The 22,283-nt window shown below is 48.1% G+C and carries 13 protein-coding genes; 12 read left to right on the top strand and 1 reads right to left on the bottom strand.

Features of this window, described 5'->3' with window-relative positions; all coding sequences use genetic code 11:
• Positions 1-130: 130 nt before the first annotated feature.
• The 8 genes from A7981_RS07160 (at position 131) to tilS (ending at position 14,388) form a co-directional block, all read left to right on the top strand.
• Positions 131-526: a PleD family two-component system response regulator gene (locus A7981_RS07160; protein WP_067266678.1), complete on the top strand. Its 396-nt coding sequence runs from the start codon at positions 131-133 to the stop codon at positions 524-526.
• Positions 513-899 carry a PleD family two-component system response regulator gene (locus A7981_RS07155; RefSeq protein ID WP_067266066.1) on the top strand — a complete coding sequence of 129 codons (387 nt, stop codon included), beginning with the start codon at positions 513-515 and terminating at the stop codon, positions 897-899. The genes A7981_RS07160 and A7981_RS07155 overlap by 14 nt, the downstream gene beginning before the upstream one ends.
• Complete coding sequence (locus A7981_RS07150) at positions 880-1,407, top strand: chemotaxis protein CheW (protein WP_067266063.1); 528 nt, start codon at positions 880-882, stop codon at positions 1,405-1,407. Before A7981_RS07155 ends, A7981_RS07150 begins: the two co-directional genes overlap by 20 nt.
• A 39-nt stretch (positions 1,408-1,446) precedes the next feature.
• Complete coding sequence (locus A7981_RS07145; RefSeq protein ID WP_067266060.1) at positions 1,447-3,135, top strand: methyl-accepting chemotaxis protein; 1,689 nt, start codon at positions 1,447-1,449, stop codon at positions 3,133-3,135.
• A gap of 33 nt (positions 3,136-3,168) precedes the next feature.
• A complete protein-coding gene (locus tag A7981_RS07140) occupies positions 3,169-8,469 on the top strand; it encodes an Hpt domain-containing protein (RefSeq protein WP_067266057.1) in 5,301 nt (1,766 codons plus the stop codon).
• A gap of 87 nt (positions 8,470-8,556) precedes the next feature.
• Positions 8,557-12,006 carry a DNA polymerase III subunit alpha gene (dnaE, locus tag A7981_RS07135; RefSeq protein WP_067266054.1) on the top strand — a complete coding sequence of 1,150 codons (3,450 nt, stop codon included), beginning with the start codon at positions 8,557-8,559 and terminating at the stop codon, positions 12,004-12,006.
• Positions 12,007-12,031: 25 nt separating this feature from the next.
• Positions 12,032-13,000 carry an acetyl-CoA carboxylase carboxyltransferase subunit alpha gene (locus tag A7981_RS07130; RefSeq protein WP_067266052.1) on the top strand — a complete coding sequence of 323 codons (969 nt, stop codon included), beginning with the start codon at positions 12,032-12,034 and terminating at the stop codon, positions 12,998-13,000.
• A 68-nt stretch (positions 13,001-13,068) separates the two neighbouring features.
• On the top strand, positions 13,069-14,388 hold the full coding sequence (tilS, locus tag A7981_RS07125; RefSeq protein WP_254258514.1) for a tRNA lysidine(34) synthetase TilS: 1,320 nt from the start codon (positions 13,069-13,071) through the stop codon (positions 14,386-14,388).
• Here tilS and A7981_RS07120 read toward each other — a convergent pair whose 3' ends face one another.
• A complete protein-coding gene (locus A7981_RS07120; protein WP_067266046.1) occupies positions 14,389-15,033 on the bottom strand; it encodes an arylesterase in 645 nt (214 codons plus the stop codon).
• Positions 15,034-15,035: 2 nt separating this feature from the next.
• On the opposite strand from A7981_RS07120, the gene A7981_RS07115 reads away from it, so the two are divergent.
• From A7981_RS07115 to A7981_RS07100, 4 genes are all read left to right on the top strand, one after another.
• Positions 15,036-15,740, top strand: a complete 705-nt coding sequence (locus A7981_RS07115; protein WP_067266042.1) for an ABC transporter ATP-binding protein — start codon at positions 15,036-15,038, stop codon at positions 15,738-15,740.
• The gene (locus A7981_RS07110; protein WP_174545142.1) at positions 15,737-18,226 is read left to right on the top strand and encodes an ABC transporter permease; all 2,490 of its coding nucleotides are present in this window, start codon (positions 15,737-15,739) and stop codon (positions 18,224-18,226) included. The genes A7981_RS07115 and A7981_RS07110 overlap by 4 nt, the downstream gene beginning before the upstream one ends.
• 214 nt (positions 18,227-18,440) lie before the next feature.
• Complete coding sequence (locus A7981_RS07105; protein WP_067266673.1) at positions 18,441-20,801, top strand: TonB-dependent receptor; 2,361 nt, start codon at positions 18,441-18,443, stop codon at positions 20,799-20,801.
• 78 nt (positions 20,802-20,879) lie between these two features.
• The gene (locus A7981_RS07100; protein ID WP_254258535.1) at positions 20,880-22,271 is read left to right on the top strand and encodes a sigma-54 dependent transcriptional regulator; all 1,392 of its coding nucleotides are present in this window, start codon (positions 20,880-20,882) and stop codon (positions 22,269-22,271) included.
• The last annotated feature ends 12 nt before the right edge of the window (positions 22,272-22,283 follow it).

Genomic DNA, 22,283 nt, shown 5'->3' with positions numbered 1-22,283 from the left:
TTGCACCTTTTAGAGTTCTCTGGATAGAATGCCAAAGACGGCAAGCTACTTGCTTATATGTAATCAGTAGCACACTTAAAATCAAAGGGGATGCAGGGTGGGGGAAGTCAATCTGGCAGATGTGAAGGTGATGGTGATTGATGACAGTAACACCATCCGTCGCAGTGCCGAGATATTCCTGAAACAATCCGGCTGTAAGGTCATACTGGCGGAAGATGGTTTTGATGCGTTGGCAAAAATATCGAATCTGTTACCTGACCTTATCTTCGTTGATATCATGATGCCTCGTCTTGATGGCTACCAGACTTGTGCGCTCATCAAGAGAAACCCGCGCTATAAATCTATACCCGTTATTATGCTATCAAGCAAAGATGGTCTTTTTGATCGAGCGCGTGGACGCATGGTAGGCTCAGACCAATATCTTACAAAACCTTTTACCCAGGAATCTCTGCTAGAAGCAATCACTACTTATGCGCAACCCGGCGGTGAAGCTTTAGACGAGGATGAAACGTATGGCGACATTTAAAATTCTAGTTGTAGATGATTCAGCAACAGACCGGTTTTATTTGACCGAGATGCTGGAAAAAGTCGGCTTCACAGTGAGCACCGCAGAAAATGGCCAAGACTGCATTGATAAGGTCGAGTTGGATCCACCAGACCTTATCGTGATGGATGTGATTATGCCGATTCTTAACGGCTTTCAAGCAACCCGTGCGCTTTCCAGAAACCCAAAGACAGCCCATATCCCGGTCATTATATGTACCGGGAAACAGCAGGCAACCGACAGGTTATGGGCATTACGCCAAGGCGCTAAAGATTGCGTGATCAAACCTGTGAATCCACAAGACCTTTTTGCCAAGATCAAGGCGCTGAGCAAATATGGCCAAACAAAAGCTTAATCTTCACGCTTATCAGCAGGAGATACTTGATAAGCTCAGGGATTCGGCCCAGAGTGGTCAGGCTGCACCCTCAACCCGTTTGGCGGTCAAGGTTGATAAATCCGACTTTCTTTTTGGGTTGGGTGACGTGCGTGAGGTGCTTGCCGTGCCTGAAATACTTCATATTCCTTTGACGCAGCCATGGTTTCTTGGCATGGCGAATGTGCGTGGTAACCTATACGCATTAAGCGACTTGTCATTATTTTTAGGTGGGCAAGCCACTCCCCTGACTTCGCAAAGCCGGATTCTATTGCTCCATGAGCGTTTTGGCATCAATTCTGCTTTATTGGTAAATCAGTTGGTTGGTTTACGTAGTGTTGATGAAATGCAGATACAAAAGAAAACCAAGGCTGATAGCAAGTCGCCTTGGGTGCTGAATAAATATAAAGACCCTACTGGGCAAAAATGGGATGAGGTCGACGTAGCAAAGCTCATAGATCAACATGAATTCATGCAGGTTGCAGCCTAGATGCAGAATCTAGCGATATAGAAAATACAGGGGATAACAATGGCAATTGATTTTTCAACGATCGATTTTAAAACCATACCGGCGCAATGGCTGGGTAAACTAAAAACAGTTTTCTCGAGCAAAAGTGTGATGCCGGATGATGCAGTGAGCGCGGGCAGACTCTCCCGCGGTTTAATCGCAACATTCTCTTTTGCAACGGCTATTGCTTTACTAAGCCTGCTTTTTAATATCCTGCAAGTTGAGCGCGACATTAACTTTTCAACTGCGGCAGCAGATGTGCAGGTGCTTGTTCAACAAGCTGCACGCGATACGGTACTTGCCTTAAGTGGAGATCAGGCAGCGGCAGCGCGTTTAACTACAGTAAAAGCAAGTATTGAAAATGACAGCAAGGTCATGCATAGGCTTGATGCAGATACGCTATTGCCAGGTGATAAAGTTGGCCCTGCCTTGAATCAGATAGATGCACTCTGGAAAGGTCTTTATGCGCATTTGAAGGCCGTTGGTAAGGGTACGGCAGTTTCGGGCCCAGCTATTACCGATATCGTATCAAAAAGTGATGAGATCGCAGCCATTGCCCACGGCCTAGTGAATGATTATAAAGATCAGGGTAAAGCTAGTGCATTCTTGGGCGTATCGTTATTCACAGGTTTTACAGCCCTGATTATGCTTGTCTCTATCGGATACCGTCAGGTAACCACAGCGCGCCAACGTTTTATTGAGATTGAGCAGGCTAACCAAGGCAACCAAGAGGCCATTCTCCACTTGCTGGATGAAATGGGTGACTTGGCTGATGGCGATTTGACTGTAAAAGCGTTGGTGACTGAAAACATCACCGGTGCGATTGCTGACTCTATTAATTACACGATTGATAGTCTTCGAGATCTGGTTGCAGAAATTAACCGCGCAACTGAGCAGGTGCACTATGCAACAGCGCAAGCGCAGATGACATCCGCTGATTTGCTGGTGGCTGCGGAAGAACAATCTGGCCGTATTACTGAAACAGGTGAAGAGGTCAATAATATGACACGCTCTATTCTTCACGTATCAAGTAATGCCAGCCAAGCTTCTGAGGTAGCGCAGCGATCACTACAAGCTGCGACACAAGGTGCCTTGGCGGTGCAGAATACGATTTCAGGCATGAACGAAATTCGTGCACAGATTCAGGAAACCTCTAAACGTATTAAACGTTTGGGTGAAAGCTCACAAGAAATTAGTGAAATCGTGGAGTTGATCTCGGACATTACCGAACAAACCAATATTCTGGCATTGAATGCTGCGATTCAGGCGGCATCAGCCGGTGAAGCGGGGCGTGGTTTTACGGTGGTTGCGGAAGAAGTTCAGCGTCTTGCTGAACGGTCATCAGAGGCGACCAAGCAGATTAGTGCGATCGTGAAGACTATTCAGACCGATACGAACAGCGCGGTCGCCGCGATGGAAAAGAGTACTGAGGGTGTGGTTGAAGGGGCTCGCCTTTCCGATGCTGCGGGTCAGGCACTGAATGAGATCGAAACGGTGACTAACAACTTGGCGCGATTGATTCAGGCGATTTCAGAAGCGACGGTTGCGCAAACAGAAGTAGCCGCGACGGTGAGCCGCAACATGCAGGAAATCCAGAACATTACATCTCAAACAACAGAAGGCACGAAGCAGACAGCACAATCGGTAGGGCAGTTGACTGATTTGGCTGAAGATTTGAGCGCATCTGTTGCTGGCTTCAAGCTCTCCTAAGAGCACACTAAAATAAATTAGCACGGAGAAATCGTGGCTGAAGACTTTGATATTGGCCCGCTCACCTGGGTAAAGGATGAGATAGATCAAGCACTCAAGAGCGTGCTTGATAATCTGGCTACGGTCGCCGCCAACCCAGAGGATGTCGCTAACCTGAAGTTCTCCCAGACGCATCTGTATCAAGTGAGTGGTGCGCTTGATATGGTAGGCCTTGAGGGTTGCAAGCGCTTCTGTGCTGAGATTGAAACGCTCGCAAGCAAGCTTGAAAAGAAAACCGTACCGTATTCTCCCGAGGCTATTGTTGCCTTGGAAACCGCAATCAAAACCCTTAGTGCATATCTCAAAGACTTGCTTGATGGTGGTGCAGACCAATCATTAAAGCTGTATCCGGCCTTACAAGCGTTAACGGCGATTCAGGATGAGCCTGCCGGGGCTAATGAGCTGTTCTTTCCTGATACCTCAATACGTGTACCTAAAGATCTGCCTTCTGAGCAAATTGCTGAAGAGGCGTTGCCAAAATATCTTGCCGAGCAGCGTCGGTTATTGCAGAAGTCTTTATTAAGTTGGCTGCGTAGCCAGAGTAATGATGCATTGGATAACCTGCGCACCGCCTTGGAAAATGTACAGTTAGTACAACAACAAGCGGTAAGAAAAACTTTCTGGTGGGTGGCGACTGCTTTCCCTGATGTGCTTTCACAGCCTGAGTTCTCTGATAATCGGCATGTGAAAAGACTTTGCCGCCGCATTGATCAGCAGTTGCGCAGCCTTGCTGATGGGTCAAATCGTGCATCGGGCAATTTGTTGCGTGATTTGCTCTATTTTATCGCAGTCGCAGGAGAGCGTACTGAGCGTATCGCTAAAGTAAGAGATGTGTTCGAGCTTGAAAGCTTGTTGCCGGATGCCGGAGCAAGTGTCGTCTCACTGATTGAGATCGGTGAAGAGGAAATGGCGCAAGTGGCTACGCTGCGTGACAGCTTCGATACCCTCAAAGACTTGTGGGGCAAGTTATCAGAGACTAAAAATACCAAAGTACTGGATGAGTTCTCTAACTTGGTCACGGAGATATTCTCTTCAAGCCAGGAACTGACGCATGGCGCTGTGATTGAGATGATCGGCAGCCTGTATGAGATCGTGACTGTAATCGGGCATGATGGAAGCCGTTTGTCGGATATCTTGCTCATGGAAGTCGCCAGCGGTTTAACGTTGCTTGAAGACGCATTGCGTGACTACGCGCAACTATCTGCAACGGCTACGCAGAACCTTAATGCGCATGCTTACTTGTTGCAGGATATCGCTAGCGGTGTTGAAACGCAGCAATCGTCGCAGACCACAAAGCTGGCTTCAGATGTACTTGCCGCTGTCACCAAGCAGATCAAAGATGCTTTGGAGATTACCGAACAAGCTTTGGATACCTTCTTCCGTAATCCAGCAGATGCTTCAGTATTATCTACAGTAGATAAACCGATTCTGGATGTGGTTGCCGCATTTGACATGCTTGACTTACCAGTGCCAACCGCCACGGCGAAAGCCAGCTTGAAGTTGATCGAGCATTTCCGTGAAAGTGCTAAAGCACCTGATCAGGGATTGTTCGAGTTAGTCGCCGAAAGCTTGAGTATGCTCGGTTTCTATGTCGAAGAAATGCCGCGTGTACGCCCTGAGTCAAAAGCGGTACTTGAAGCCAACCTGCTAAGATTAGACGAGCAGTTGGCATTGATTGGCTTACCGCTGGAAGCATTGCCTGTTTCACAAGAGGCTTTAGATGTTGCTGAGGTGCCTGATACAGTTGACGATGTTGCGAGTGAGCAGTTTGTTGAGGTGCCAATAGAAGCGGTTGAAACAGAAAAAGCAACGGTGATAGACCGTGCATTTGATGCTGACTTTCTTGATATCTTCCTAACCGAAGCTGAAGAGGTGCTTGCCAATATCGCGCAGAACCTGCAAGCGCTACGTGTCAATGCAACCGATAAAGATGCCCTAGTTGAGGTGCGTCGTGGATACCATACCTTAAAAGGGAGTGGGCGGACCGTTGGTCTGAATGCCCTTGGTGAGGTGGGTTGGGCTGTTGAACAGTTGCTTAATCTTGTGATGGAGCGAGATGCGGCGCCGACGGCCGAGCAATTAGCATTTATTGAGAAAACAACAGCTGCATTTGCTGAATGGGTTGCCAAATTAAGAGAGCATGCTGAAGTCGAGGTTGACTCGCTGCCGTGGCAACAAGAAGCCGAGTCTTTAAAGAGCGAGGCTAAAGCTAGCAAACCCGCCAAAGTAAGTGAAGAAGTGGTAATCGGCGGTACCTATAAGATCAGCCGCGGATTATTCAATATCTTCATGACTGAAGCAGACGAACATATGGCAGCGTTGCTTGCTGGTGTCGCTGACATTAGTCTTGAGCGACAATCCAAGCCATCTGATGATACTCGCCGTGCAGCGCATACACTTGCCAGCAATGCTGGTACCACTGGGTTCACAGCTATCAGCGTTTTGTCACGTGAGCTTGAGTTTTGGCTAGATGAGCATCAGGGATATTGGACGCCAAAAACGCGCACTTTATATGAAAGCGTGGTGACTGCGCTTAATAACATGTTGCTTAAGGCAAAACAGCTTCGTCAGCCTAAGCAGATATTGAGCCTTATCTCTGCATTGCGTGAAGCTACGGCTCAAGCCGGTGAGATTACCTCGATCGCGACCGACTTGCCTCAAGTTACCGAAGCTGAGGCGGTTGAAGGCACTGTCGCTGTTGAAGTGATTGAGACAGAGGCCGAAGCCTTACCATCAGAGGGATTTTCAGTAGAAGAAATCGTTCTTGAAGCACCTGCTGTCGAAGCGGAGATTGAAGAAGCCCGGGTGTTGGCTGATGTTGAAGAGGTCAACCTAGAGTCTCTACCTGACAGTGCTTTGAGTGAACCGGATAGCGCTGAACCAGTTCATTCTGATCTAGTTAACTCTGAACTGGTAAGCCCTGAACCGGAAGTTATTGAAGCTGATGGCCCGGAAGAAGAGCCAGTCGTTTCTGAAGCGCTAATGATCGACGAAATTGTCGAGACAACGCTAAAAGTTGTGCAGCCAACCATTATTGCCCAAGCGGCATTGGATGCATCGATACAGGACGAGCTATTTACGATGTTCGTTGAAGAGGCACGTGAGCTTGTACCCATTGTAGGTAATGAGCTTCGTGCATGGCGTGCAGTGCCTGTGGAAACTGAACATCCTGATGAGATACAGCGTGCTTTACATACCTTAAAAGGTAGCGCTCGCATGGCTGGCCAATCAGCGCTGGCCGATACTGTGCATGGCATGGAAGATCATGTGATGCGCGGTTTGAAATCAAAAGATATTGATTTCGATACGCTGTTTGTCGATCTGGATCAAATCGGTAGCTTACTTGAAGATGCCGTGAATAAAGCCAGTGGTATCGATCAGGTTGAAGAGCCGGATAACAGCGTTTCTACAGATAAGGCTGATGAAAAAGCCGCAGTTAAGGTTGCCAAAGCTAAACCTACCCGTGTCCCTGAGCGTGCAACACAATATCTTCGCCTGCGTGAAGATACATTGGATCGCCTCATCAACGAAGCGGGTGAGATCAGTATTGCGCGTTCACGTATGGAGCGAGAGGTGCTGTCATTCAAGCAGTTCTCCTCAGATCTGACTGAAAGCGTACATCGTCTACGTAACCAGTTGCGCGAAATGGAGATTGAGGCAGAAAGTCAGCTACAGTCACGGCTGGCATACTTGCAGGAAGTCAGTGAGACATTTGACCCATTAGAGTTTGACCGTTTTACGCGTTTGCAAGAGTTGACCCGCATGATGGCGGAAAGTGTGAATGACGTTTCCACTATTCAGCTGGGTTTATTGCAGAATATGGATGAAACTGAAGCCGCTCTGCAACAGCAAAACCGCATGAACCGTGAACTTCAGCATGGCTTGATGGATGTGCGGATGGTGCCGTTCTCACTCATTAGCGAGCGCTTGCAACGTATCGTGCGCCAGACCTCTCGTGAATTGGAAAAGCAGGTTGAATTGGTCATCGAAGGCGAATCTGTAGCAATTGACCGTAGCGTACTGGAAAAGATCGGTGCGCCACTGGAGCATTTGTTACGCAATGCGGTTGCACATGGCATGGAAACGCCAGCACAACGAAAAAAGGCGCGTAAACCTGTCGTTGGTACCATCGTATTGAAAGTGCTACGTGAGAATGATGAAATCGTACTCACGGTAACTGACGATGGCGCAGGTATCAATCTTGATCGTGTACGTACAAAGGCCATTGAAAACGGCCTGTTTACTGCTGATCAGCAACCCAATGAACAGGCATTGCTCTCTGTTATATTTGAACCGGGGTTCTCTACCGCTACAACCATTACGCAGATTGCAGGCCGTGGTGTGGGGCTTGATTCTGTCCGCAGTGACATTACTGCCTTGGGTGGTCGCATTGATGTAAATAATGCGCCGCGCAAAGGTGCGGTTTTCAGTATCTATCTGCCTGTGACGCTTTCTGTGTCACAAGTCGTGATGGTGCGGGCAGGGCATAAGGTTTTTGCCATTCCTTCTGTCATGATCGAGCAAGCGCAAAAGATTAAACAGGAAGAGCTGGCAGCGGCCTATGCCTCCGGTGAGTTGACTTGGTCGGGTCGTGAATATCCGCTTTACTTCCTTAGTCGGTTGGTTGGTGATGGTAGCCATGCTTATGAAGAGCAGCGTTATACGCCAGTACTACTATTGCGTAGTGGTACCTATCATATCGCTTTGCATGTCGATGAGATTATGGAAAGCGTTGAAGTTGTGATGAAGCAGATCGGTCCGCAGCTTGCGCGCGTGCCAGGTATCGTTGGTGCTACGGTCATGGGTGACGGCAAGATCGTGCTGATCGTCAACCCTGTACAACTGGCGAACCGTGAATTGCTGGCGATTGGTAGTGTGCATGTCAGCACGGTGACGGCTGCACCTGTTGATACAACACCATCTATATTGGTCGTTGATGACTCATTGACGATGCGTAAAGTACTGGGTCGTTTGCTTGAACGTGAAAACTATAAGGTCACGACGGCTAAAGATGGTATGGATGCGTTGCAAGTGCTACAGGAAATGGTGCCAGATATCATCCTTACCGATATCGAGATGCCGCGTATGGATGGTTTTGAGCTGGTGAGAAACATCAAGGCAGATGAGCGTCTGGTTGATATCCCACTGATCATTATCAGCTCCCGTACTGCAGAAAAGCATCAGAACCATGCACAAGAGCTTGGCGTGAATGCCTTCTTGGGTAAACCAGTGCAAGATGATGAATTGATTGCACAAGTTTCATCACTACTTGCACAAACAGCTTCTGCCGCGTGATTAAGCACTTAAAAACCTCAAAATGATTTAACCCTAGCCCTTTCTGTTTACAACAGACAGGGCTGGAATGGGGTAAAATTCATCCCTATGCAACAACCGTCTTTTATCAATCTGCGTTGCCATAGCGAGTACTCCGTTGTGGATGGCACAGTCCGCATCGATGACTATGTCAAACGCGCCCATGCAGACCAGATGCCTGCGCTGGCATTGACTGACCTTGCGAATCTATTTGGTGCCGTAAAATTTTATAAGGCTGCACGCGGCAAAGGCATCAAACCTTTGCTTGGTTGTGATCTCTGGCTTGAAAATGAGACGAATCGTGATCAACCATCGCGGATTTTATTGATATGCCAAACCTCAGCGGGGTATCTACGCTTATGTGAGTTGCTGACTCAGGCTTATTTGACCAATCAGCATCGTGGCCGTGCAGAGATCAAGCGCCAATGGTTAGTTGAGCAGGGTACCGATGGCTTGCTCATGCTCTCTGGCGCTATGTCGGGCGATGTTGGTCAAGCCTTATTGCAAGGCAATGGCAAGCTCGCGACTCAATTGGCTAATGAATGGAATATCCTATTTCCTGACAGGTTCTATATAGAGCTACAGCGTGCTGGCCATGCGCAGCAGGAGCAATATATCGCTGGTGCATTGGCGTTAGCGCATGATGCAGGGTTGCCTGTCGTAGCGACCCATCCCGTGCAGTTTATGACCACGGAAGATTTCAAGGCACATGAGGCGCGTGTTTGTATTGCTGAAGGCTATGTGCTTGCAGATAACCGTCGCCCTAAAACGTTTACCCCTGAGCAGTATTTCAAGTCACAGGTGGAAATGAGCGAGTTATTTGCTGATATTCCTGAGGCGCTTGTCAACAGTATAGAGATTGCCAAACGTTGTAACCTGACATTAACCTTGGGCAAGAACTATCTGCCGCAATTTCCTACGCCGAATGGTGAGAGTCTTGAAGACTATTTGCTCAGCCAGGCGCGTATAGGTCTGGAAAAACGGCTTGAAGTGCTGTATCCAGATACTTCTATCCGTGAGGCCAGACGTCCTGAGTACACGACGCGTCTGGAGTTTGAGACTAAGATCATTATCCAGATGGGCTTTCCTGGCTATTTTCTGATCGTGGCGGACTTTATCAACTGGGCCAAGAATAATGGTGTGCCGGTAGGCCCGGGTCGAGGCTCTGGTGCAGGCTCTGTTGTTGCTTATAGTTTGGGCATTACCGATCTTGACCCCTTGCAGTATGCCTTGTTGTTCGAGCGCTTCCTGAATCCAGAGCGTGTGTCCATGCCCGACTTCGATATCGATTTCTGCCAAGAAGGTCGTGATCGTGTGATCGATTACGTCAAACGCAAGTATGGTGCTGCTTCGGTATCCCAGATCGCTACTTTCGGTACGATGGCTGCCAAGGCGGTTATCCGCGATGTGGGGCGAGTACTCGACCTGCCGTTCAACTTTGTTGATGGTATCGCAAAGCTTATTCCGAATGAGCTCGGCATTACATTAAGCGATGCGATACAAAAAGAGCCGCAATTTAATGAGCGCCGTGCACAAGAGGAGGAGGTCGAAGAGCTGCTAGCACTCGCACTCAGGCTAGAAGGTCTCACGCGTAATATCGGTATGCACGCAGGTGGTGTATTGATATCGCCCGGTAAGATTTCCGATTTTTCCCCTATCTACTGTCAGGCAAGTGGTGAAAGTGTCGTCAGCCAGTACGATAAGGATGACGTTGAAGCAGTCGGCTTGGTCAAGTTCGACTTTCTTGGCCTGCGCACGCTCACTATTCTTGATATGGCGCTGGATAACGCCAATAAGCAGCGCGCTGAACAAGGGCTTGCGCCATTATCGTTCGAGACTTTGCCTATCAACGATACAGCTAGCTACAACCTGTTGAAGTCGGCGAATACTACGGCGGTGTTCCAGCTTGAATCGCGCGGCATGAAAGATATGTTGAAGCAGGCGAAGCCCGATTGCTTTGAAGATATTATCGCGCTTGTTGCTCTGTATCGTCCGGGCCCGATGGATCTAATTCCGGATTTCTGCCGTCGTAAGCATGGTTTACAGCGTGTCGAATATCCGCATCCCGCGACAGAACCTATCCTGAAAGAAACCTACGGCATCATGGTGTATCAGGAGCAGGTGATGCAGATTGCGCAGGTAGTCGCTGGCTATAGTCTTGGCGCTGCCGACCTTTTGCGTCGTGCCATGGGTAAGAAGAAAAAAGAAGAAATGGATGCGCAGCGCGCTATTTTCGTCGAAGGTGCGATGAAGAATGGCACGCCAGAACGTCAAGCAGCAGATTTATTCGACCTGATGGAAAAGTTCGCGGGCTATGGCTTTAATAAGTCCCACGCTGCGGCTTATGCACTGGTTGCCTATCAAACCGCTTACCTGAAGACACATTATCCGGCTGCATTCTTGGCAGCGACTATGTCTGCCGACATGAATAATACAGACAGTGTGCATATCTTCTACGATGATTGTGCCGCGAACCATGTCGAGGTCTTGGCGCCGGATATCAACATGAGTGAGTTCCGTTTCAAGCCGATCAATAATAAAGAGGTTTTATACGGATTGGGCGCTGTTAAAGGTACAGGTTTGGCGGCTATCGAGGTTATTCTGGCCGCACGTAACCAAGATGGCCCTTTCAAAGATCTGTTCGATTTTTGTCAGCGCTTAGACTTACGCAAAGTGAATCGACGAGTGATTGAATCTCTGATCCGTGCGGGCGCGTTTGATAAGCTCGAGCCTAATAGAGCGGCCTTATTAGCTGGTGTTAGCCTAGCGATTAGTGCTGCGGAGCAGAGCGGTGCGGCAACCGGGCAAAATAGCCTGTTTGGTGCGATCACGGATAGTGTTGCCCACGTTTTGCCTAAAGTACCTGCATGGGCTGAGCAAGATAAATTACGTGAAGAAAAAGTAGCGCTTGGCTTTTATTTCAGTGGGCACCCTTATATGGGTTACCAGAAAGAGGTTTCGACTTTTGTTCGTAGCACACTGGGAAATCTAAAGCCGCAAGAACAACCGCAATTGCTGGCGGGCATCGTCATGGGTATTCGCATGCGGATGACTGCACGCGGTAAAATGGCCATTGTAACCTTGGATGATGCTTCATCGCGCATTGAGATCGTGGTGGGCAATGAGTTGCTTAACCAGAATCAGCAATTCCTCAAGGAAGACATGTTGTTGGTCGTCGAAGGCCGTGTCAGTAACGATGATTTTTCTGGCGGTCTGCGCGTCAATGCGCGCAAGCTTTATGATATTGCATCGGCACGCAGTGCTTATGCGAGTTTGTTGAAGATATCGTGCAATGGTCAGGCTGATGCAATCAAGTTAGGTGAGTTGCTTACTCCATTCCGCCGCGCTAGCGCGGGTGAGGTTCGGCGCGGTTGTGCAGTCAAGGTCGAGTATCATAACGCTGATGCGCGGGCTGAGATCATGCTTGGCGAGCAGTGGCGAGTAGAATTGCACGATGAGTTACTTAGCAGCTTAAAAGGCTGGTTAAGCGAAGAAAACGTAAAAATCCTCTATAATTAGCGCAATTGATTTAAAGGTAATTATTATGAAAACGAGTTTTCTCGATTTTGAGCAGCCAATCGCTGAATTAGACGCGAAGATTGAAGAATTGCGCTATGTTCAGGATGACTCTGCGCTGGATATTTCAGAAGAGATAGACCGCCTGCAGGAGAAGAATCAGGCGATGACCAAGGATATCTATAGCAAGCTTACTGCATGGCAGATATCACAGGTGTCACGTCATCCTCAGCGCCCTTATACGCTTGATTATATTCAAGCCATGTTTACAGATTTCGAAGAGCTGCATGGTGACCGTGCCTATGCAGATGATCCTGCAATCGTAGGTGGGCTTGCACGTTTTGAGGGCGAGCCTGTCATGGTGATTGGACAGCAAAAAGGCCGTGATGTTAAAGAGCGCCAATATCGTAATTTCGGTATGCCGCGCCCTGAAGGCTATCGAAAAGCCTTGCGTTTATATCGCATGGCCGAAAAATTCGGTTTACCTATCATTACCTTGATCGACACCCCCGGTGCTTATCCAGGCATTGGGGCTGAAGAGCGTGGTCAATCTGAAGCTATTGCCCGCAATCTATATGTCATGGCAGAGCTGAAAACGCCTATTATCGGGATCATTATTGGTGAGGGTGGTTCAGGTGGTGCGTTAGCGCTTGGCGTGGTGGATCATTTGATGATGTTGCAATATTCGACTTATTCGGTCATCTCACCTGAAGGTTGTGCTTCGATTTTATGGAAGAGTGCAGACAAAGCTTCTCTTGCAGCTGAAACGCTGGCGATTACCGCAACCCGTTTGAAAACAATGGGGCTTGTGGATCGTATTGTGGCAGAGCCTATGGGTGGCGCGCATCGTGCGCCAGAGGTGATGGTGCAAACGCTGCGTCGTGCGCTAAAAGATGAATTGGCACGACTCACCGTCAAATCTAAAGAGAACCTGGTTGCCGCACGATTTGACCGCTTGATGAGTTATGGTCAATTTAAAGAAGTTAACATCAAATAAAAAATCCCGGAAAAACTGTTTCAATAGAAAGAAAATCCCATAGCGCCAATCAACGCACATCCGGGAGTGTGGTTGGTCGTTTAAACCAGTACGTGGCGGATTTTCTGCATTCGCATATTCCTTCAGGGGCTTCAGTGCTTGTCGCTTTTAGTGGTGGCCTGGATTCCCGCGTGTTACTTGATATTCTCCTGTCGCAGAAACGATCGTCTGACTTCACTCTACGTGCGATGCATGTTCATCATGGCCTCAGCCCGAACGCTGATGCGTGGGCTGCGTTCTGTCAGGATGTTTGCCAAGACGCATCCATCCCTTTTGAACTAGCACGCGTGCATGTGCCTTTGGATAGTGGAATCGGCATCGAGGCTGCTGCCCGTCATGCACGCTACACTGCGCTTATTGGTGATGGTGCTGACTATATCGCACTTGCACATCATCAGGATGATCAAGCCGAGACCTTGCTTTTACAGCTATTCAGGGGTGCTGGCGTAAAAGGTTTGGCAGCAATGGCACCTGTGGATATCAAGAGGCGTTTGTTGCGACCATTGTTAGGTATTTCTCGTGCGGAGCTTGAGGCTTATGCCAAAGAGAGAAAGCTTAAATGGATTGAGGACGAAAGCAATCTGGATGAGCACTATGATCGCAATTATTGCCGACACACCATTTTGCCTGTACTTGAGGAACGCTTCCCCGCGGTAAAAGAAGCATTGGCACGCTCTGCTGTGCATCTTGCCGAAACTGCCGGTTTGCTTGATGCGCTTGCTGCATTGGATGCTGCGCAATATCTTGTGGGCAATGGTAAACAATTGCAGCTATCCGGTTTGAAAACGCTATCGAATGCACGTGCACGAAATGCATTACGTTGGTGGTTTACTTCTCAGGGATTGCCTTTGCCAAGCGCCAATCGTTTGCAAGAGATGTTGCATCAACTTTTGGATGCAAAGCCTGATGCGGTGTTAAAACTGATCGTTGATAGCGAGAATGGTATTTGGCTAAAGCGTTATCAAGGCCTTGCGTATCTTGAGCGTGGTGACGATATCCAGCCATTGGCGATGACATGGCAAGGTGAGCGAGAGCTGCATTTGCCTGATGGAAGCCGTTTGTTATTCGAAGAGGTACTTGGTGCAGGCCTTGCGACTAGAAAACTTGGCATGCATAAGCTGCGCATTTCACATCGTGTAGGTGGTGAGCGGTTTAAGCCTGATGCCGTTCGTCCCACACGTACCTTGAAGCATTTATTGCAAGAAGCCCATATACCGCCCTGGCAGCGCGAACGGTTGCCGCTGGTCTATGCTGACGATACCTTAGTTGCTGTGCCCAATATTGGCGTATCTGCTGATTGTCAGGCGCATGGAAATGAGATTGGTCTTGTGATCACATGGCACGATTGATTATTTTGCTGGTGTGGCTTTCCCCAGCACAGGCATGAGGGTTTTCCACACATTATCCAGCAGTTGCGGCTGTGCAGTCACGTTTGGGTGTAGTCCATCTTCAATAGTGAGTTCTGGTTTTCCCGCAATGCCATCGAGTAAAAATGGTATTAGGGGTAATTGATACTGTTTGGCGAGATTTGTGTAGGCCGCGCTGAACTCTTTTGCATATCGGATGCCGTAATTGGGTGGGATGCGCATGCCGACCAGAATCACCTGCGCCTTGGCTTTTTTGCTGGTTTCGATGATTTTCGATAGATTATTTTGCAGCGCATCGATTGATAGTCCGCGCAGACCATCGTTTGCGCCTAACTCGATTAATACGATTGCAGGCTGATGTTCTTTAAGCGCAGCATTGATACGGCTGAGGCCACCACTTGTTGTCTCGCCGCTGATACTGGCATTAACAACATGATAGGGATATCCCTGAGTTTTCAGGCGTTCTTGTAATAGGCTAACCCAGCCTTGCTCGCGAGGAATGCCGTAAGCGGCTGACAAACTGTCACCAAAAACAAGAATATTGGCATCTGCGGCATAGCTGCTATGAATAAAACCGAAGTTTAAAAAGTTTGAAATAAAGAACACAAAAATTAATCGAAAGAGCATTGATGCACACACCTTTGGCGGTTAAAGCGGTTGGCTTAAGTAAACACGTAAATAGTAATGGTACAGAAATATCAATATTATCAAATCTTGAACTTGCCATTAAGCATGGTGAGAAAGTCGCGATTGTAGGGAGTTCTGGTTCAGGAAAATCGACATTATTGAGCCTGCTTGCGGGATTGGACAGCCCAAGCAGCGGAAAAATCCTGATTAACGGTGAAAACATTAGCGATCTGGATGAAGATGGGCGCGCTGCTGCACGTGCACGTTATATGGGGTTTGTTTTTCAGTCTTTTCAATTGCTACCCTCACTGACAGCCTTGGAAAACGTGATGTTGCCATTGCAACTTGCCTCTCAGGCGAATGCCAAGTCACGTGCACTTGAGGCTTTATCTAAAGTGGGCCTTTCAGAACGCACCACGCATTATCCAAAACAATTATCTGGCGGTGAGCAACAGCGCGTAGCTATCGCCCGTGCTTTTGCGCCGCAGCCCGCCGTACTGTTTGCAGATGAGCCGACTGGCAATCTTGATGCGGTGACAGGTCAACGTATTATCGATTTGTTATTCAGTTTGAATGCTGACACCAATACTACCTTGGTGCTTGTCACGCATGACATGAGTTTGGCTAGTCGTTGTGAGCGGTCATTAGTGCTGGTGAAGGGTCAACTGGTAGATCAGCAATCCCCTACGGCGGTAGATAACACATGATGGCCTTGATACTTGCATTAAGGCAACTTCGCAGCCATTGGGCCGCAGGTGAAGTCAGGGTGCTACTGGTTGCATTGACGTTGGCAGTTACCGCAACCACATCAGTCGCTTTTTTTACTGATCGCATACAGTCTAGTATCGTTAATCAGGGTGGTGTGTTGCTGGGTGCCGATGTAGTGATCTCGGCAGATCATGCATTGCCTGATCTATACCTCAAAGAGGCGCAACGCCTTCAACTTGTCACTACAAATACCTTAGAGTTTCCCAGCATGGTGGTGCATGGCGATGCTAACCAGTTGGCTGAAATCAAGGCGGTGGGCGAAAAATTCCCCCTAAGAGGCGAGCTGACAACCAGTCAGCAGGTAGTGGGTGGTGGGCATCTTGAGAAAGATATCCCACCCCTAGGTATTGTCTGGATTAGCCCTCGGCTTGCCAGTTTGTTGAATGTGGCAGTAGGGGATGTCGTCGAGGTCGGTGAGCGTAGCATGCAAATCGGTGCGATCTTGCAGCGTGAGCCATCCCGTGGTGGCGAGATGTTTAGCATCGCCCCGCGTTTGATGATGAATATTGCGGATGTAAGTTCCACAGGTTTACTACAGTATGGCAGTCGTGCCAGATATCAACTTCTTATCGCCGCACAGCCAGATCAAGTCGGTGAATATTCCACTTGGGCAAAGCCTCAATTGGGGCGTGGTGAGCGTATAGAAGATGTGGCCTCTGCAAGACCTGAGATAAAGAGCTCTAGAGAAAAGGCGCAGCAGTTTCTTGGCCTGTCAGCGATGGTGGGCGTGATACTCGCGATGGTCGCCATGTTTCTTGCTAGCTTACCGTACATCCAGACCAGTCTTGATACCTATGCACTGATGCGATGTTTTGGCGCATCCAAGCAATTAATCACCCGCATATTGCTATGGCAGACACTATTGCTTGCGCTGATCGGTACCTCACTTGGTTGTTTGCTGGGGTTTGCTGCACAGGCTGGATTGGCTAGGCTTGCTGGGCACCTCTTTCTTGAGACTTTACCGCCCGCTGGTATTACACCTGTATTGGCCGGATTCGTTGCAGGTTTCGCTACCATGCTTGCAGTTGTGTGGCCCCATCTACAGCGCTTACAAAATGTCCCCGCATTACGAATCTTACGGCGCGATCTTGGGGATATGCGCACCGTGGATTTTCTTAGTTTTTTACCAGCTTTTCTTGTCATGGCTGGGCTCATCTTTTGGCACGCAGGTAATTGGAAATTAGGTGGTGCAGCACTATTAGGATTTATTGGCTTGGTTCTGGTCGCGATCTTGCTAGCATGGGGTGGTGCAAAACTGCTGCAACTGTTGCCAGAATCGAACATGGGCGCATGGAAACTTGGCCTTGCTGGCCTTAAACGGCGCCCCGGCATGGCAATCGCACAAGTGCTGGGCTTCAGTCTTGGGTTAACTGCGCTTATCTTGTTGGCGTTAGTACGTAGTGACCTGTTGCAGAATTGGCAGGCCTCATTGCCTGTAGATGCGCCCAATCGTTTCATGATCAATATTCAACCAGAGCAAGTGGCTGACGTAAAAGTATTCTTGCGGGATATTGGCATTAGCGATGCCAGCATATTCCCCATGGTGCGTGGTCGTTTGATTGCCGTGAATGGCTCGCCATTGAAAGTTGAAAAGTTGGATGATGATAGAGCGCAGCGTTTGGCCGAGCGAGAGTTCAACTTGTCATGGGCCGCCGAGATGCAGCAAGATAACCAATTGGTTGAGGGTGATTGGTGGCAAGTCTCTGATGCAGGTACTCCCCAACTCTCTATTGAAAAAGGCCTAGCAGATTCGCTCAAGTTGAAGTTAGGCGATAAGCTGACCTACGATATTGGCGGTACGCAGATTGATCTGACAATTACCAGTTTACGTAAAGTCGAATGGGATAGCATGCGTGCCAATTTCTTTGCGCTCACACCACCCGCGGTACTGGATGGCTTTTCAGCAAGTTACATCACCAGTTTTCATCTGCCTCTGGGGCATGAGAACTCACTGAATCAGCTGGTGAAACGTTTCCCCAATGTCACTATTATTGATATCGCTGAGCTTCTGGAGCAAATACGGGAAATCATGGGTAAGATGACTCATGCTATAGAGTATGTATTTGGATTCAGCCTACTTGCCGGTTTGGCTGTGCTCTATGCCGCCTTGATTGCTACGAGGCGTGATCGGGTGCGCGAAGCTACTTTATTGCGTGTATTAGGCGCATCACGTAGGCAGGTGACATTCGCAGTACTTATAGAATTCTTTTGTATCGGTCTTTTGGCTGCTATTGTTGCAACCATTACGGCTAGCGCCCTGGCCTTTTATATCAGTACGCAATTACTCTCTATCGATTACCAATTCAATCTCAAGATCAGTTTGCTGGTTATTCTTGTTGCTTCAATCTTGGTGCCTATTGCAGCATGGCTAGGAATCCGCAGTTTTCTTAACGTGTCGCCTCGTACATTACTACATAGTGTTTAATTCATTATGGCTGTATATAACCAAATAATTGGTTCTTTATAACCATATAAATGGCTAAATACAGCCATTTTTGATTTTATGTGAGATACTTCACATCTCACTGGCTTTTTAGTTTTTGAATATAAACATGTTTTTCCGCAGATACATTTGTGGCATGAAACTTGAGATGTATCCAGATGTTGTAAATATATTTTTATACGTCTGGGAGTTTCATATGCAACATTTTTCGCAGTTTAGGTTAAAAGCGATTGCTGCCATTATTGTGGGCGCAGCGGTTCTACCTCATGCAGCTTTTGCTGAAGAGCGGGCGGGCGATGCTAAGAAGGCTGATACCGACACCATTAAAATTAAAAAAGTCGAAGTGATCAGTACTACACCATTGCAATCCTTGGGTTTACCACTAGAGCTTATCCCCGCTAATATCCAAGTCGTTAAAGGCGAAGATATGCGCAATCAGGGCAGCCTGACTATTGCTGACTATATGACGCAAAATCTGGCTGGGGTGAGCGTCAATGATACCCAGAACAATCCATTTCAACCCGATATTACTTTTCGCGGTTATTCAGCCTCCCCATTGTTAGGTACACCACAAGGTCTATCAGTATTCGTTGATGGCGTTCGTGTGAATGAGCCATTCGGTGATGTTGTGAGTTGGGATCTAATCCCAATGAATGCGATCCAGAGCATGTCTTTAATTCCAGGTTCGAATCCATTATTCGGGCTTAACACATTGGGGGGCGCACTTTCTTTACAAACCAAGAGTGGCCGTACCAATCAAGGCGGCGCTGTTGAGGCTTATACAGGTTCATGGGGTCGTAAAGCTGGCTCTGCTGAGTACGGCGGTGTTTCTAAAGATGGCTCAGTAGACTACTTCTTCTCTGCAAGCTCATTCACGGAAGATGGCTGGCGTGACCATTCACCTACCGATGTACGCCAGTTATTTGGTAAGGTGGGTTGGCAGAACGAAACTAGCAAGATCGATTTAAGCTATACCGGTGCTGATAACGACATGATCGGTAACGGCTTTATTCCCTCTGAAATGATGCGCACGTTAGGTCGTAGCACTATCCTGACTCGCCCGGATCAGACCAAGAATACGATGTCCATGCTGAATCTTTCAGGTGCGCATTGGTTCAATGATGACGTGATGTTCAGTGGTAATGTCTATGTGCGTAACTCCAAAACCAAAACCTTGAATGGTGATGGTAATGATGATGTCGACGATGCTGTTTTTACTGCTGACTGTACTGGTAGCGCTGCCCCTGAGGATGAGTGCGGAGGCGCGCTTAATCGTTCCAGTGCCAAGAAGACTGGTTATGGGTTTACATCGCAAATGACGTTCAACCAAAATCTATTCCAGAAAAAGAATCAGTTCACCGCTGGTTTTGGTTATGACTACAGCAAAACAAGATTCAATCAGTTAACCGAATTTGGCAATCTGAATGCAACGAGAGGGGTTGATGGTGTTGGTTTAGTTGATGATGAAGGTGCTGTAAAACTAACAGGCAAAAGCACTACATGGAGCCTTTTCGCAACCGATACCTTATCACTCAATGAGTTTTGGCATGTGACTTTGTCTAGTCGTTACAACCATACCAAGATCGATAATAGCGACCACCTTATAGCAACTGGTGACCCGGAATCTTTATCGGGTGTTCATAGCTTTAACCGCATCAACCCTGCGATTGGGCTGAACTTCACACCAACCAAGGATTTAACAGTTTATGGTTCCTATAACGAAGGTAGCCGTGCACCGACTTCTATTGAGCTTGGTTGTGCTAATCCTGCGGTGCCATGCAAATTACCAAATGCCATGGCAGGTGACCCGCCTTTGAAGCAGGTGGTAGCCAAGACTTACGAAGCAGGTATGCGAGGCAACTTGTCTAAAGATGTGAAGTGGAGTGCCAGTGTTTATCGTGCTCAGAACTTCAACGATATACAATTTATCTACGCGAATGCATCAGGTGGCTATTTTGATAACGTTGGTAAAACCAAGCGGATCGGTCTAGACACAAATCTAACCGGGCGTTCAGGCATATTTAGTTGGGGTGCTGGCTATAGCTATATCAAGGCAACGTATGAAAGCGATTTTGCTTTGGGTAATGAGGTCAATACCTCTTCTGACGGCGATCAGATCCAGGTCACCAAGGGCGATCATATGGCAGGTATTCCGCAGCATCAGATCAAGTTCCGTGGCCAAGTTGACGTAACACCAAAGTGGACGATAGGTACCAACCTACTGCTCTTCTCAGATCAATACGCTCGTGGAAACGAGAACAATAAGGACCAGGGTGAAGGCGCCAAACTTGGCGGTTATACCATCGTTAACCTTGATACACGCTACAACATAGGTAAAGGCTGGAGCGTATTTGCTAAAGCTGTCAACGTGTTCGATAAAGAGTACAACAGCGGCGGCATGATCGGTGAAAGCTTCTTCCTTGCAAATGGGACATATGACGGTGGTGAAGACCATCGTGCCAGCTTGCGTGCGCCCGGTGCACCACGCGCTGGCTGGGTAGGTCTCCGCTGGGAGTTCGGTGGTGCAAAAGGCAGCAATCTTGCTGATGCGAACTAAGCAGTAAAAGAAAGCTTGATGTCTTCAACTATGCAGGAAAATCTATCTATACAAGATAAAGAGCAGACTTTTGATTCCATGAGTCAACAAGTACGCATCTTGCTAGTTGAAGACGAAATTCTCTTTGCACGGGCAGTATCCAAGCGTTTGCAAAAAGCCGGTTACGATTGTGAACATGCAGAAAGTATTTTGGATGGGCGTGCCTTGGCACGCCAATTCATGCCTGATATCGCATTGCTTGATATGCGATTGCCGGATGGAAATGGACTTGATCTATTAGCTGAATTTATTGCAAAAGGCATCGCGGTTATTGTGATGACTGCTTTTGGTGAAGTAAGCGATGCCGTCAATGCAATGAAGCAGGGCGCGACTGATTACCTGAAAAAACCAGTGGATCTTGAAGAGTTATTGCTGGCGATCAAAAAAGCAGAAGTATCTTCTAAACTTAAGCATCAGCTTGATTATTCCAGACAGCGTAATGCGCATGAAACAGAGGGTGTTGAAATGGTCGGTGAAAGCCCGGCTATGCTTAGTGTTCGTATGCAGGTTGGCCGAATCGCACAGTTAGTGGCGATTGGTGAATCGGTCCCGCCTACGGTGCTGATCAATGGTGAAACAGGGACAGGTAAAGATGTCGCTGCACGCTTGCTGCATCAGTCATGCGCAAACAGTGATCGCCCATTTGTGCATGTAGATTGCGCTTCATTACCAGCAGAGTTAATTGAAAGTGAACTTTTTGGTCACGAAAAAGGCGCTTTTACCAGTGCGCAAGGTACACGCTCCGGCTTGATTGAAGCCGCAGAAGATGGCACCTTGTTTCTTGATGAGATAGGTGAATTGCCTTTGGTGTTGCAGGCAAAGTTATTGAATGTGCTGGAGCGTCGTATGGTCAGACGTGTAGGTTCTACCAAAGAACGTCCTGTGCATGCCAGATTTGTTGCGGCGACTAATCGTGATTTGCATGAGATGGTACTAGAAGGGCGTTTCCGCTCGGATTTGTATTATCGATTAAATGTACTGACCATTATGATGCCACCATTGCGTGAACGCAACGATGATGCCGTCATGCTAAGCCGACATTTCGCCATGCAGACTGAACGTCGCTATGGACTCCCTAAGCGCAAGTTTTCTGCAGATGCTATTGACATGATCAGGCGCTATGACTGGCCTGGTAACGTACGTGAGCTTCGTCACCAGATTAGCAGGGCTGTCCTGCTGAGTGCCGGAGATGAGATCACAGCGCGCGATCTTGCCTTACCTTTGTTAAGCAATAATCCGGCTATGATGGCCGGAATGGAGTTTTCTGCTACTGCCTCTGACGCACGGGTGACTTTGGATGTTGCTGAAAAAATGCTGATTGAAAATGCGCTCAAGCAGTCATCCAATAACGTCTCTGAAGCTGCGAGACAGCTAGGTATCACGCGTATGGCGATGCGATACCGCATGGAAAAGCACGGTATAAAAGCTTAATTAGCTTTACCC

This window comes from Methylovorus sp. MM2, from assembly GCF_001648895.1.
Taxonomy (GTDB): Bacteria; Pseudomonadota; Gammaproteobacteria; order Burkholderiales; family Methylophilaceae; genus MM1.
This window is presented reverse-complemented; position numbering and strand designations above follow the sequence as displayed.